11 protein-coding genes, 1 tRNA gene, 1 other RNA gene and 1 pseudogene are annotated in these 13,096 nt (G+C 56.7%); 7 read left to right on the top strand and 7 right to left on the bottom strand.

The genetic code is table 11. The features are described from left to right. Window positions 1–15 precede the first annotated feature (15 nt). On the bottom strand, window positions 16–2,013 hold the full coding sequence (tkt, locus tag ACZ1GM_RS09785) for a transketolase (RefSeq protein WP_472676298.1): 1,998 nt from the start codon (window positions 2,011–2,013) through the stop codon (window positions 16–18). Window positions 2,014–2,171: 158 nt separating this feature from the next. Here tkt and ACZ1GM_RS09790 point away from each other — a divergent pair, with 158 nt between their 5' ends. From ACZ1GM_RS09790 to ACZ1GM_RS09815, 6 genes are all read left to right on the top strand, one after another. Next, a complete protein-coding gene (locus tag ACZ1GM_RS09790) occupies window positions 2,172–2,378 on the top strand; it encodes a hypothetical protein (protein ID WP_472676299.1) in 207 nt (68 codons plus the stop codon). Continuing rightward, window positions 2,375–2,734 carry a cell division protein ZapA gene (locus tag ACZ1GM_RS09795; protein WP_472676300.1) on the top strand — a complete coding sequence of 120 codons (360 nt, stop codon included), beginning with the start codon at window positions 2,375–2,377 and terminating at the stop codon, window positions 2,732–2,734. The genes ACZ1GM_RS09790 and ACZ1GM_RS09795 overlap by 4 nt, the downstream gene beginning before the upstream one ends. Before the next feature lie 2 nt (window positions 2,735–2,736). Then, a non-coding RNA gene (gene ssrS, locus ACZ1GM_RS09800) (6S RNA) lies at window positions 2,737–2,926 on the top strand. A gap of 124 nt (window positions 2,927–3,050) precedes the next feature. Next, window positions 3,051–3,638, top strand: coding sequence for a 5-formyltetrahydrofolate cyclo-ligase (locus ACZ1GM_RS09805; RefSeq protein WP_472676301.1), 588 nt, complete (start codon window positions 3,051–3,053; stop codon window positions 3,636–3,638). Next, a complete protein-coding gene (locus tag ACZ1GM_RS09810) occupies window positions 3,638–3,853 on the top strand; it encodes a DUF2842 domain-containing protein (RefSeq protein WP_472676302.1) in 216 nt (71 codons plus the stop codon). The genes ACZ1GM_RS09805 and ACZ1GM_RS09810 overlap by 1 nt, the downstream gene beginning before the upstream one ends. Then, window positions 3,850–4,731, top strand: coding sequence for a ThuA domain-containing protein (locus ACZ1GM_RS09815; protein WP_472678538.1), 882 nt, complete (start codon window positions 3,850–3,852; stop codon window positions 4,729–4,731). Before ACZ1GM_RS09810 ends, ACZ1GM_RS09815 begins: the two co-directional genes overlap by 4 nt. A 22-nt stretch (window positions 4,732–4,753) precedes the next feature. Here the strand turns inward: ACZ1GM_RS09815 and ACZ1GM_RS09820 are convergent. From ACZ1GM_RS09820 to ACZ1GM_RS09840, 5 genes and pseudogenes are all read right to left on the bottom strand, one after another. Beyond that, window positions 4,754–4,830 (bottom strand) — tRNA-Asp (locus tag ACZ1GM_RS09820). A 310-nt stretch (window positions 4,831–5,140) separates the two neighbouring features. Beyond that, window positions 5,141–6,402: pseudogene (locus ACZ1GM_RS09825) on the bottom strand (dihydrolipoamide acetyltransferase family protein). A 7-nt stretch (window positions 6,403–6,409) separates the two neighbouring features. Next, window positions 6,410–7,468, bottom strand: coding sequence for an alpha-ketoacid dehydrogenase subunit beta (locus ACZ1GM_RS09830; RefSeq protein ID WP_472676303.1), 1,059 nt, complete (start codon window positions 7,466–7,468; stop codon window positions 6,410–6,412). Beyond that, complete coding sequence (locus tag ACZ1GM_RS09835; RefSeq protein WP_472676304.1) at window positions 7,465–8,766, bottom strand: thiamine pyrophosphate-dependent enzyme; 1,302 nt, start codon at window positions 8,764–8,766, stop codon at window positions 7,465–7,467. Before ACZ1GM_RS09835 ends, ACZ1GM_RS09830 begins: the two co-directional genes overlap by 4 nt. Window positions 8,767–8,838: 72 nt before the next feature. Continuing rightward, window positions 8,839–9,762, bottom strand: a complete 924-nt coding sequence (locus tag ACZ1GM_RS09840; protein ID WP_472676305.1) for a thymidylate synthase — start codon at window positions 9,760–9,762, stop codon at window positions 8,839–8,841. Between the two features lie 135 nt (window positions 9,763–9,897). Here ACZ1GM_RS09840 and ACZ1GM_RS09845 point away from each other — a divergent pair, with 135 nt between their 5' ends. Continuing rightward, complete coding sequence (locus ACZ1GM_RS09845) at window positions 9,898–11,244, top strand: ABC1 kinase family protein (RefSeq protein ID WP_472676306.1); 1,347 nt, start codon at window positions 9,898–9,900, stop codon at window positions 11,242–11,244. Here the strand turns inward: ACZ1GM_RS09845 and ACZ1GM_RS09850 are convergent. Beyond that, on the bottom strand, window positions 11,241–13,031 hold the full coding sequence (locus ACZ1GM_RS09850) for a DUF885 domain-containing protein (protein WP_472676307.1): 1,791 nt from the start codon (window positions 13,029–13,031) through the stop codon (window positions 11,241–11,243). The genes ACZ1GM_RS09845 and ACZ1GM_RS09850 overlap by 4 nt on opposite strands. Window positions 13,032–13,096 lie beyond the last annotated feature (65 nt).

Consider the following 13,096-nt stretch of genomic DNA (forward strand, 5'->3'; position numbering starts at 1 on the left):
GGGAAACTCCTGATTTTAAGCGTTTAACGCATCTTTGATTTGTGGAACGATGGCGTCCACAGTGAAACCGAATTTGGCGAACAGATCGCCCGCTGGCGCCGACGCACCGAAGCGATCAATTCCAATGTTAACTCCGTCCGTACCCGTATAGCGCTCCCAGCCAAGTGTACTACCGGCCTCAATCGAAACTTTTAGCGTGCCTGCTGGCAGTGTTTCTTTCCGATACGCCGCGTTTTGCGCATCAAACAGCTCGGCGCACGGCATAGAAACGACATCGCAGCCGATCCCCTGAGCCTCCAAAGCATCGGCACATTCGATCGCCAGTGCGACTTCGGAGCCGGTCGCGATAATCACAACCCGGCGTTCTGCCGACGCATTGCGTAGCCGATACGCGCCCTTCGCGCTGCGACTGGTGGCCGAAGTCCAGTTCTCATCGCCTTCACCGCGCAATTGCGGCAAACCCTGACGCGACAAGGCCAACACTGAAGGCGTTTCTTGGGTCTGCAGAGCCAACGCCCAGCATTCCGCCGTCTCAATTGTATCGCATGGCCGGTAGACATTGAGGTTGGGCATCAGGCGCAAGCTCATAACCTGTTCCACGGGTTGGTGCGTTGGACCGTCTTCCCCCAGGCCAATGCTGTCATGCGTCATGACATAGACCGCTCCAACCTCTTGCAGGGCGGAAAGGCGGATGGCGTTGCGACAATAATCGCTGAAGATCAGAAATGTACCGCCATACGGCACAACACCGCCATGCAATGCCATACCGTTCATCGCGGCGGCCATGCCGAATTCACGGATGCCATAATAAACGTAGCGCCCGCTATAGTCGTCTGCTGTCATTGGCAGCGTGCTGGCGGTTTTTGTGTTGTTTGATCCGGTGAGGTCAGCTGAACCGCCGACCAGATGCGGGATCGCCTCAGTCAGCGGGCCAAGCGCCATTTCAGACGCTTTGCGCGTTGCGACCTTTTGCGGCTCAGTAGCCAGTCCTCGAATGTGGGCTTCAAGCGCAGGACCGGCATGATCCGCCACAGAAGCCATACGAGCAGCAAAGTTTGCGCGATGATCGGAAGCTGAGAGACGCGCATCCCAGTCAGCACGGGCTGCGGCACCGCGCGATCCTGCCAAGCGCCAGTCGCTCACAATGTCCTCAGGCACCTCAAACGGAGCATGCGACCAGCCAAGCTCAGCACGAGCAGCCGCAATCTCATCATCCCCCAAGGGCGCACCATGCGTCGCGCTGGTTCCTTGCTTGTTTGGCGCGCCTTTGCCGATCACGGTTTTGCACGCGATCAACGAGGGGCGATCGTCACTCTGCGCCTCATCCAAAGCGCGACGAATGTCGTCAAAGTCATGCCCATCACAACTCACCACGTGCCATCCGGTTGCGACATAGCGCGCCTTGATGTCTTCGCTGGTGGAAAGGTCAGTACCGCCATCGATAGTGATGTTGTTATCATCCCACAGGACGTTGAGACGGCCCAGCTTCAGGTGACCTGCGAGACCAATAGCTTCATGATTGATCCCTTCCATGAGGCATCCATCGCCAGCGACCACCCATGTCTTATGATCGACGAGATCGTCGCCGAAACTGGCGTTCAGGTGTCGCTCCGCCATCGCCATACCGACGGCCATTGCGAGACCTTGGCCCAAAGGACCGGTGGTGCACTCAACGCTTTCCAGCAGGAAGTTTTCGGGATGGCCAGCGCATGGATAGCCGAGTTGCCGGAAATTGCGGATGTCGTCCATCGTCGGCCGCTCGTAACCGCTGAGGTGCAGCAGGCTATAAATCAACATCGAGCCGTGCCCTGCCGACAGCACAAAGCGGTCGCGATCCGCCCAATCCGGCGCGCTCGCATCATATTTCAGATATTCAGTCCACAGGATCGTCGCCACATCAGCCATGCCCATAGGCATGCCCGGATGGCCAGAATTTGCGGCTTGCACCGCGTCCATGGAAAGGGCCCTGATTGCATTGGCCATGCTGACAAGGCGCGCAGTGTCGAAACTCATGAAGGAAGGCTCCCGCGAATTCGGTCGATTCGATTGCTGAGAAGCCTTCGCGGACCGAGTTGTGGAGGTCAAGCGATGCAGCATGGCTTTACCGGCTGCCTTACGCCTGAGGCGAGTTATCAACAGGATGCGCCAAAGCTTTGCCTGAAAAAGTTAATATGGCTAAAGAGGAGCGCAGGATGGAGGATGATCGGATCACCGCTGCGCGTAACCGCATCGAAACCGCTTTGTCGCGGATCGAACAAAATGCGGCGAATTCAAGCGCACAACACAACAAGTTGGCAGAGAAGCACCGCGCTTTGCGGCAATCTGTCTCGGCATCTCTTGTTCGCCTCGACGAGTTGATTGGGAAGTTCGAACAGTGAGTGAGGTGAAGCTACTCGTTGGTGGGCGCAATTACTCGCTGGCTTGCGAAGACGGTCAGGAAGATCATGTGCGCAAGCTTGCGGGAATGATCGACGAGCGGATGACCGCACTTGGAGACAATCTTTCAAAGATAGAGACGAAAGACCTTCTGTTTGCAGCCCTTTTTTTGGCGGACGAGTTGGACGAGGCGAAAAATCGCAACCCAGCGTCCCCTGCTGCCGCGCCCAATTCTGCACCTTCCCCGTCGCAAATGAACACCGACTCAATCGCCGCAGAGCTTGAAGCTTTGGCGACCAGATTAGAAAAGACAGCAGATATGCTTGAGAGCGAGACCCCGGCCTCCTACATAGGGTGATGGCGGGACTGCTCGGCACGAGCCGTTTTGAATATCCCTGAGGCTATAAGCAATTCCTAGGGAGCTGTCCCTGTCTTGGATTATGGGCCCCTGCGCTCTTCGGAGTGGAACCTGGGATCTAGGATATACGGCGCCCACCTGACGTTTAGGCGTCGGAGGATTTCTCGGAGAACGACCCATAGTGGTTCCGCCACCTTCTTAAGTCAGCACGCCATCCGGCGCGCGATCTCCTCGCTCACAGCGATCAAAGATCGCATCGCTGCGGGCGCCCGGCCGGGCTTGCGGGCCTGCGGCCCGATCACTATTCGTCTGACCGATGCCTCACGATCTTCACGAAGCAAAAGCCACCCTTCGCAAACAATTGCGCAAGAAACGCCGCGATCACGTCGCAGCGCTTCCAGACAACGTCAGAGCGCTGATCCTGAGCCGACCGCCTGCGCCCTTACTGGAGCTGATCTCGCAAAACGCAACCACCGGACTGTATCACGCCGCTCCATCAGAAGCGCCCGCAGGCGGATATGCGCGATTCTTCCATGAGAGAGGGCATATCCTCGCCCTTCCCCGTTTCTTGGAACCGACGGCCTCAATGGAATTCGCCGAACATTCCGACCCATTTGACGAAAGTGACTGCGAGGAGGGGCCGTTCGGTATTGTCCAGCCAAAACCCGGCGCTCGAGCCCTGATCCCAGATATCCTGCTTGTGCCGCTCGTTGGCTTCACTGAAACAGGTGACCGGCTCGGACAGGGCGGTGGGCACTATGACCGCTGGCTCGCACTGCACCCAAATACACTCGCTATCGGCCTTGCCTGGGATTGTCAGCTGGTCGAAACGCTCCCAACTGAGGAACATGATCAGCGTTTGAGCGCTATAGTCACACCGACAAGAATGTACGGACCCTTTTGATGCGTGAAGAACCAACCATTCGAATTCCGCTGGGTATTTTGGGCCTGCTTATGGTTCTCACCGTGTATGGCATTGCAGTCGCGCTGATTGTGCCAGAGTATATTCACACTTGGCCTACTCTCATCCAAACTACCGTGTATCTGACGCTCGGGCTTATCTGGCTACTGCCGCTGCGCCGCTTTTTAATCTGGATGGAGACCGGTAAGTGGGGATGAAGTCCGTGACCGCAAAGGCAGTGCAAGCGGCAGCTATAATCTTCGTGGTTCTTCTTGGCCCGATGGCCGCTTCCCAACAGTCAGTCGGAACGTCTCACGACACGCTTCAGCCAGAAATCACTCCCTATATGACGCAGCCTGCGATCCTCGTTTTCTCGAAAACGCGCGGGTGGCGTCACAATGAGGGGATCGCCGGCGCTGATCGTTTCCTGGCAGAATATGCAGCCGAGAATGACATGGGGCTGTTCACAACGGTCAATGCAGCGGTTTTCAATCCGGAACAGCTGGCACGTTTCGAAATAGTCGTATTCAATAACATGACTGGCAACGCCCTTTCTAAAGATCAGGAAACTGCCTTTCAGACGTGGCTCGAAGCCGGGGGCGCGTGGATCGGATTGCACAGCGCAGGCGATAACTCGCATGGCGATTGGCCGTGGTATGATAAAGGCGTGATCGGTCCGGAATTTATCGGCCATCCCGCGGACCCCCAGTTTCAGGATGCGCGCGTCGTAAATCTGGCGCCAGATCATCCAATCCTTGCTGGTGTCCCTGCGGACTGGGTCCAAAATGATGAATGGTACAGCTTTGATACGGCAGAAAAGCTGGGTGATGCCACGCCGCTGCTAGGTCTGGATGAGAGCAGCTATAGCCCGCAAAACCTGCTTTACGGCGATCACGAAGATTTGCGGATGGGGGATATGCCCGAGAAACATCCAATTGCCTGGGCTCGCTGTGTGAAAACGGGCCGAGTGGTCTATTCCGGGCTTGGGCACAGCCACACAGTCTATGACAACGAGAATTATCGCAGGTTTCTTAGGAATGCGATCACTTGGACGCGTGATGCTGAGGCTTGCGCGACCAGCACAAACGAGCAGTAACCGCGCTGTTTGAAATCCCAAGTGGCGCGAGTGACGAGACTTGAACTCGCGACCTCCGGCGTGACAGGCCGGCGCTCTAACCAACTGAGCTACACCCGCATAAAATGGGTTTGCACCGCTTGGGAGCGCGCCAACTAGTGCAGCGCGCATTGGCTGTCAACAACCGAAGAAGCGGTTTTTTGGCCGCTATGCGATTAATCCGCTCATCTTGTAATCAAGTGTAAATCAGCACTATCTTTAACCCCATCTTGACTCTCTCGCGCGACACTTGCGCAACCAAGATGACGGGGGTCGAAATGCGAACAGGGTTGCTATTTTTTAGCCTGGCGATGGCTGCAACGGGGGCGTGGGCCGCCGAATCTGCTTTATCCATGTCCGAAGCAGTCTATGCCGAGTCCGACAGTTGATATCAGTTTGAAATGATAAGGACCGGAGTTTCGATCAGCTTTTTAAGCGCCTGGACAAAGCTCGCCGCATCATAGCCATCAACAACGCGGTGATCGCAGCTGATCGAGATATTCATCAGCTTGCGTTTCTCGATCCGCTCACCGCCCTGCCCGTCGGGCACAAACATCGGACGTTCAATAATCCGATTGGGTCCTATAATCGCGACCTCTGGCCGATTGATGACCGGCGTTGTCGCAACACCGCCCAAAGGACCGAGCGACGTCACCGTCAGCGTGCCGCCAGACATCTCGTCAGACTTCGCTTTGCCAGTGCGTGCAGCATCCGCAAGCCGACCGATCTCATTTGCAAGCTGCCACAAATTCTTGCCCTGCGCGTCACGGATGACCGGCACCATCAGGCCAGCATCGGTCTGCGTCGCCATACCCAGATGCACCGCGCCATGCCGCGTGACGAGGCCCGCCTCATCATCATAACGCGCGTTGATCATCGGAAAGTCAGGTATAGTCTTACAAATGGCGGTGATCAGCAGTGGGAGAATGGTCAGCTTGGGCCTGTCGCCGCGATTGGCATTAAGCTGCGCTCGCATAACCTCAAGGTCCGTGACATCGACTTCCTCGACATAAGAGAAATGCGGGATGTTGCGCTTGGATGCGGCCATATTCTCGGCAATACGGCGGCGCATGCCGATAACCTTATGCTCCTCGTCAGAACGCGCAGGCGCTGCGGGTGAGAACCCCCGGAATATGAAAGAAACGCGTCCAGGTCAGCGTGACGAATGCGGCCATCAGCGGCAGGCTTAACCTCGCCAAGGTCTATGCCGAGATCTCTCGCCCGCTTGCGGACCGCCGGAGTTGCAAGGACCTTCGCATCGGTTTTTTGCGCAGGCAATGGCTCCGGTTCTGGAGTGAGTTCCGGCTCAGGTTCGACTTTCTCGACCGGTGCAGGCGCAGGTTCCGGCTCTGGACTGGGTTCAGGCTTCTGTTCTGGTTTACTATCTTCCGCAGGCGCCTCTTGTGTGTCGCCTTCGACCTCGATCACCAGCAACATTGAACCGACCGCAACCGTATCGCCAGGCTCACCAGCCAGTTCGATTACCGTGCCATCAACCGGGCTTTCAATGTCAATCGTCGCCTTGTCCGTCATGACGTCGACGAGATGTTGATCCTCGCTGACCGTATCGCCGAGTTTCACGTGCCACTCGACGACTTCCGCCTCGGCAACGCCCTCGCCCACGTCGGGCATGTTGAATGTGAACTTTGCCATAACTGCGTTACTCGCTCAAAAGCTTGTCAATTGCTTCGCCAATGCGAACCGGGCCGGGGAAATAGGCCCATTCAAGGCTGTGCGGATAGGGTGTGTCGAAACCGGTAACGCGCTCAACAGGCGCCTCGAGATGATAAAAACAGCGTTCAGTTACCAGCGCAGACAGCTCTGCGCCGAACCCCGATGTCCGCGTGGCCTCGTGCACAATCAAACATTTTCCGGTGCGCTCCACTGATGCCTCAATCGCCTGAATATCAAGCGGAACCAGCGTGCGCAGATCCAGAATGTCCGCATCGACGCCTTTATCCAGGCATACCGCCTCAGCGACATGAACCATCGTTCCATAGGCGAGCACTGTTAACTGATCACCTTCATTGACTTTTCGCGCTTTGCCGAGCGGTATCGTATAATGCCCCTCGGGCACCACGCTGTCTCTATGCTTCTTCCATGGCTCGACCGGCTTGTCGTAAAACCCGCTGAACGGCCCATTATAAATACGTTTCGGCTCGAAAAATATCACGGGATCATTGTCTTCGATCGCGCTGATGAGAAGCCCCTTCGCATCATGCGGTGTGGCGGGAATAACGGTTTTCAATCCGGCGACGTGGGTGAAAATAGCTTCCGGACTTTGGCTATGCGTTTGCCCACCAAAAATCCCGCCACCAAAAGGAGAGCGTACCGTGATCGGCGCGATATATTCCGTAGCAGAGCGATAGCGCAGTCGCGCCGCTTCACTAACCAGCTGATCAAGACCGGGATAAATGTAATCGGCAAATTGTATCTCCGGCACCGGGCGCAGGCCATATGCACCCATGCCAACCGCAACCCCGATAATCCCGCATTCCGAGATTGGGGTGTCAAATACGCGGGTCTTGCCGTACTTCTCCTGCAAACCAGCGGTACAGCGGAACACGCCGCCGAAATAGCCGACATCCTCGCCCATAACGATCACGTCATCATCGCGGCTCATGGTTACGTCGAGCGCGTCGTTGATCGCCTCGATCATATTGAGGCGGCGCTCGGTCTGAGCGTTGTCGACGCCCTTCTTTTGAGTCTCAATGCTCATGACCAAGGCTCCTCTCCGGGCCACTTGATCTCACGTTCCTTCTTGGCCTGTGCAGCCTGTTCCTCAAGATGCCAAGGCAGATCCTCGTAAACGTCTTGGAACATTGTGCGGAACGGGTGGTGCAAGCCATGGCCAAGGATCCCATTGGCCTCGGCTTCCTTGGTTGTCTTTTTGACCAGCTCAGCCGCTTCAAGATCCATCGCGGCCTGACGATCTTCATCCCATTCGCCGAGCGCAATGAGGTGGTCCTTCAGGCGGGTGACCGGATCTCCCAAGGGCCACTCTTTCTGTTCTTGCGCGCTGCGATAGCCGCTCGGATCGTCAGAAGTAGAGTGCCCCTCTGCGCGATATGTGAAGAACTCGATCAATGTCGGACCGGCATTGGCCCGGGCGCGGTTGGCGGCCCATTGTTCCGCCGCGTAGCATGCCAGCGGATCATTGCCATCTACACGCAGGCCAGCAAGGCCATAGCCCAAGGCACGCGCAGCAAAGGTAGTTCGCTCTCCCCCGGCAAAGCCGCTGAAACTGCTGATCGCCCACTGGTTGTTGATGACGTTAAGAATGACCGGCGCGTTATAAACCGTCGCAAAAGTGCAGGCGCTGTGGAAGTCTCCTTCTGCCGTGCTCCCCTCGCCTACCCATGTTGCCGCGATGCGGCTGTCACCTTTAATTGCACTGGCCATCGCCCAGCCAACCGCCTGCGGGGTCTGTGTCGCCAGATTGCCGCTGATCGTGAAGAAACTGTGCTCGCGGCTCGAATACATGATCGGGAGCTGGCGCCCCTTCAATTTATCGCCTTTGTTCGAATAAATCTGATTGATCATCTCGATTAGGGGATAGCCGCGCGCGATCAAGATGCCCTGCTGACGATAGCTGGGAAAGATCATATCGTCGCTGGCCAGCGCCATTGAGGTGGCAATACTCGTCGCTTCCTCTCCAGTGCACTTCATATAGAAGCTGGTCTTACCCTGCCGCTGACCACGGAACATGCGCTCGTCAAAGGCGCGCGTCGTTGAAAAGTGCTGCAGCATCGTGCGCAGCGTTTCTGGATCGAGCTTCGGGTCCCAGGGGCCGTGCGCCTTGTTGTCTTCGCCAAGAACCCGAACCAGACCATATGCCAAGTCGTGCATGTCCGCCGGAGCGCAAGTCTCGTCCGGGCGCGGCATCGCCCCGGCTTCGCCTATGTCGATATGCGAGAAATCCGCTGTGTCACCTGGCCGGTATTTGGGCTCAGGAACATGCAGCTCTAGGGCAGGTTTATTGCTGCCAGCATTCTCGCGCTTGGCCTTTTCGGCCATAAGCTTACTCTCCCAGTAAAAGCGTGTGGGCGTGGCCTATGGCAGCGATTTCGGGCGGTCAAGCGTTGTAGATCAGACCGCAACAGGCGCCTTTATCGGGGGATGCGGTGTGTAATTTTCTACCAGAAAGTCCTCGATTTTGTAATCGAAAATGCTTTCCGGGCGTCTGACTATTTCAAGCGTGGGGTTGCCTTGCGGCGCACGACTCAGCTGTTCCGTGATGAGATGTTCGTGATTCAGATAAAGGTGCGTGTCTCCACCCATCCACACAAGTTCACCCGGCTTTAAGTCGGTCTGCTGGGCAAGCATGCGCGTTAGCAGAGCGGCGGACCACAGATTGAACGGCAGGCCCAATGCCACATCGCAACTGCGCTGATAAAGAACGCAGTTCAGTCGATCATCAGCAACGTGGAATTGATAGGTCTTGTGGCAAGGTGGCAGCGCCATCTGATCAAGCTGCGCAACATTCCACCCTTCAATAATATGGCGGCGGCTACCCGGGTTGTTGCGCAGGCTCTCGACCACTTCTGCAACCTGATTGATGCCCTCGCCACGCTCATAAAGGCCATCCTTGCGATAGCTGAATGTCGGCCAGTCAACCCATTGCTTGCCATAAACAGGCCCTAGATCGCCCCAGCGCTCTGCAAAATCCTGGTCGTCGGCAATGCGCTGCACAAAATCATCCAGCGCGATCTGATCACCGGTCTGTTTGACGTAATTTGCGTGCGGCCACTCGTTCCAGATTTTGACACCTTGCAGCACCAGTGGACGAATATTGGTCTCGCCGGTGAGAAACCACAGCATCTCGCGCGTTGCAGTTTTCCAGTAAACGCGTTTGGTGGTTATGAGCGGCATAGCTCCGTTCGTCAGATCGAACCGCAGCATGGCGCCCATGACAGACCGCGTGCCTATGCCCGTGCGGTCGACCCGCTCGCTACCCTCGCTCCAGATGCGGCGCATTAGATCGAGATATTGCTGTTCGAAATGTTCGGCCATGCAGCACGTGCTAGCTTCGAAAGGCCGTGCTTGTCACCCCATCGAACCAGTCGTAGTGCGCCGCCTTCGCCACAGTCCACAGGAACGTTGCAGCCTTTCACTCATTACCCGGTGACACAGGAGCCGCATTCAATCATGGCAGACGACAGCAACAGAGACGGCCCATCCAAACATCGCGCTGTTCCATCAAGCCGGATTGGGCGCTTAAGCGGCTTTGGCCGGCTGGCGGGTGGCATGGCAGGCGGAATGCTCGCTGAGGGCGCACGTCGACTTGCTGCGGGTGAACGGCCCACCATGGACCAGCTGATCCTGACGCCGGGAAACATAAGGCGGGTCACAGACCGGCTTAGCCATCTGCGCGGCGCGGCGATGAAGCTTGGCCAGATGATCAGCATGGATGCGGGCGACGTTCTACCGGCCGAACTCTCTGAAATTCTCGCAACCTTGCGCGACCGCGCGAATTTCATGCCGCCAAAGCAGCTCGATAAGGTTCTGCGCGAGCAGTGGGGCGATGATTGGCGCAAACGGTTTCGCCGTTTCGAACCGCGCCCGATTGCGGCCGCATCAATCGGACAAGTCCACCGTGCAGTCACACCTGATGGCCGCACATTGGCGATCAAAGTCCAGTATCCCGGCATCGCGCAGAGTATCGATAGCGATGTCGATAACGTGGCAACTTTGCTCAGTGTTTCGGGCCTCCTCCCCAAACATCTCGATCTTGATCCTTTGCTGGCAGCCGCCAAGGAACAGTTGCACGAAGAGGCAGATTATCAACGCGAGGGGGCGATGATGCGCGCCTATGCGAAGATGCTGTCTGACGAGCCAGATTTCGTCATTCCTGAGCTCGACGTCGAACTTACCCGCGAGCGTATACTCGCGATGAGTTTTGAACCGGGAGTCCCCATCGAAAGCCTCGAAGACGAGCCACAAGCAACGCGCAATGTCCTGTTCGCCAAAATGATGCGATTGGTGGCGCGTGAGCTGTTCGAGTTCGGCTTTATGCAAACAGACCCGAACTTTGCGAACTTCCGCTATCAACGCGACACTGGCCGGATCGTGCTATTGGATTTCGGGGCGACACGAGTGATTGAGCCTGATATTGCGCTGGCTTATCGCAACTTGTTGGAAGCCGGCCTGGCTCGCGATCCTGAGCGCGTACTGCAAGCGTCTTATGAGGCAGATTTTGTGTCGCCCGCTGCGGTCGAAAAACACCGTGACCGTATCGACCGTATGATCGATATTATCGTTGGCGAAATGGCCAGCGAAGAGCCTTTCGACTTTGGTGACAGAGCTTTCGTCCCGATCCTGCGCGATGAGGGCATGGCCATCGCACAGGACAAAGAAGCATGGCACGTCCCGCCGCCCGAAACGCTGTTCGTACAACGTAAAGTGAGCGGAACGGCGTTGCTCGGCGCGCGCCTCAAAGCCATCGTTGAAATTCGACCAATCGTCGAAAAGGTGCTCGCGGATAATCCGGTCTAGTTACCCGCTACTGCAGCCTCGCTTGCCATGGCATCAGCTGATGCAAGGGAAAGCCAGCGATCAACATAAGCTTCCAGCACATCCAAGGGCACGGCCCCGTTTTCCAAAACGGTGTCATGAAATGCGCGAATGTCGAAATTAGCGCCAAGCACTTCCTCAGCCTTCGAACGAAGTTCGCGGATCTTTAGCTCGCCGACTTTATATGCCAGAGCCTGTCCCGGCCAGGTGATGTAGCGGTTGACCTCTGCATCGATGTTTGCCGGGCTGAGCGCGGTATTATCGAGCATGTAATCCACCGCACGCTGCTTGCTCCACCCTTTCGAGTGGATGCCCGTATCAACTACCAAACGCGTCGCACGCCACATTTCATAGCTCAGACGCCCCATCTGTTTGGCTGGCGTATCATATAATCCCATTTCGATGCCAAGCCGTTCTGAATAGAGACCCCACCCCTCTACAAAGGCGGTAAAGTACGTACCGTTGGCGCGAAGTGGATGCACGTCCAATTCCTGCTGCAACGCGATCTGGTGGTGATGCCCCGGCACGGCCTCGTGCACACCCAAAGCCGGTAATTCCCAAAGGGGGCGCTGATCAAGCTCTGTCGTGTTCAGGCGGTAGATGCCCGGTTGGCCGGTCTCCAGCGAGCCACGCTCGTAATAAGCGGTGGTGTTGCCTGGAGCTTGCGCGGCAGGAATTGGCAAAACGGTGTATGGCTGGCGCGGTAAGCGGCCAAACAGCTTGGGCATAAAGCCATCAATATGCTTCGCCAATGCTTGGGTGTAGGCAAGATACTCGTCAGCATCGGTCATGTAATATTGCGGGTCAGTACGTAGATGTTCGATATAGGCTTCGCGCGTGTCGTATCCTGCCGAAGCGGCGACTTCCTCCATCTCCGCACGAATCCTCGCCACTTCGGACAGGCCGAGATTGTGCACCTCGTCGGCGGTCATATCTGTCGTTGTGAAGCTGCGCACACGATGGTCGTAGTATTCCTCGCCATTCGGCGTCGCCGAAATGCCGGGCGTGCCGGTGCGACAATTGGGCGCGTATTCCTCAGTGTAGAACGTCAGAAAATCGCGATAGGAAGGAAGCACCGCCTCCTCCATCGCGACACTGGCGCGATCTCTCAGATTTTCCCATTCTTCGTCAGATATTGTGGCGGGCTTTTCTGCAAATGGTCGCCAGAACGGCGAGGTCGTGTAATCGTCCACGATCTGAGTTGCGATCCGATCTTCAAGCCCCTGCATCGGCTCGCACGGTTGCGTCAGGCCTCGCGAAATAGCTTCTCGGCTGCGATTGATGCCTTGCGCGTTTAGCTCTGCGTACGCCTCCAGACGGGAAATATAGCTCTCGTAATCTGCGAGTGTGAAAAGTGGAGACCGATGTGGAAGCGACGCGAAGCCGCTGAACCAACCGCCGCGATTGGTGAACAGCACGTATCTCGTATGGTCGAAACCCGCCCCTTCAATGCCATCCTCAAAGCTGCGTTTGAGAATTGCATAGTCAACCTGCAAATCGACCGGCAACGCGCTTTCGTCGATCTGATTGAGCCGCGCAAGGAAGGCCTCACTTTCCGCGAGTGTACGGTCATATTCCGCCAGCGACATGTCGCTCAATTTCCCGTCGCCGCGGCGGTCTCCGATGCTTGTCGCCAATTGTGGGCTGCCATCCAAAGTGGCCTGCCACACCTCTTCGCGCAACTGTTCATAGTCCTCGACTGGACCCGCCAAAACCGGCGAGGTCGCAAGCAGGCTTGAAGCGGCTAAAGTGGCGAGAAGCGAACGCATGGCAGTATCTCCGATAAATTTATCCTAGGCCCTATTGCCAGTTGAAAGAGCAGTCCAGTAGTCTG

This window comes from Qipengyuania sp. JB2-7 (assembly GCF_055693485.1).

Coding starts and splice junctions, on each gene's coding strand:
- ACZ1GM_RS09815 (WP_472678538.1), top strand. CDS start 3,850: ATGAAGTCCGTGACCGCAAAGGCAGTGCAAGCGGCAGCTATAATCTTC.
- ACZ1GM_RS09835 (WP_472676304.1), bottom strand. CDS start 8,766: ATGGCCGAAAAGGCCAAGCGCGAGAATGCTGGCAGCAATAAACCTGCC.
- ACZ1GM_RS09810 (WP_472676302.1), top strand. CDS start 3,638: ATGCGTGAAGAACCAACCATTCGAATTCCGCTGGGTATTTTGGGCCTG.
- ACZ1GM_RS09805 (WP_472676301.1), top strand. CDS start 3,051: ATGCCTCACGATCTTCACGAAGCAAAAGCCACCCTTCGCAAACAATTG.
- ACZ1GM_RS09840 (WP_472676305.1), bottom strand. CDS start 9,762: ATGGCCGAACATTTCGAACAGCAATATCTCGATCTAATGCGCCGCATC.
- tkt (WP_472676298.1), bottom strand. CDS start 2,013: ATGAGTTTCGACACTGCGCGCCTTGTCAGCATGGCCAATGCAATCAGG.
- ACZ1GM_RS09845 (WP_472676306.1), top strand. CDS start 9,898: ATGGCAGACGACAGCAACAGAGACGGCCCATCCAAACATCGCGCTGTT.
- ACZ1GM_RS09790 (WP_472676299.1), top strand. CDS start 2,172: ATGGCTAAAGAGGAGCGCAGGATGGAGGATGATCGGATCACCGCTGCG.
- ACZ1GM_RS09830 (WP_472676303.1), bottom strand. CDS start 7,468: ATGAGCATTGAGACTCAAAAGAAGGGCGTCGACAACGCTCAGACCGAG.
- ACZ1GM_RS09850 (WP_472676307.1), bottom strand. CDS start 13,031: ATGCGTTCGCTTCTCGCCACTTTAGCCGCTTCAAGCCTGCTTGCGACC.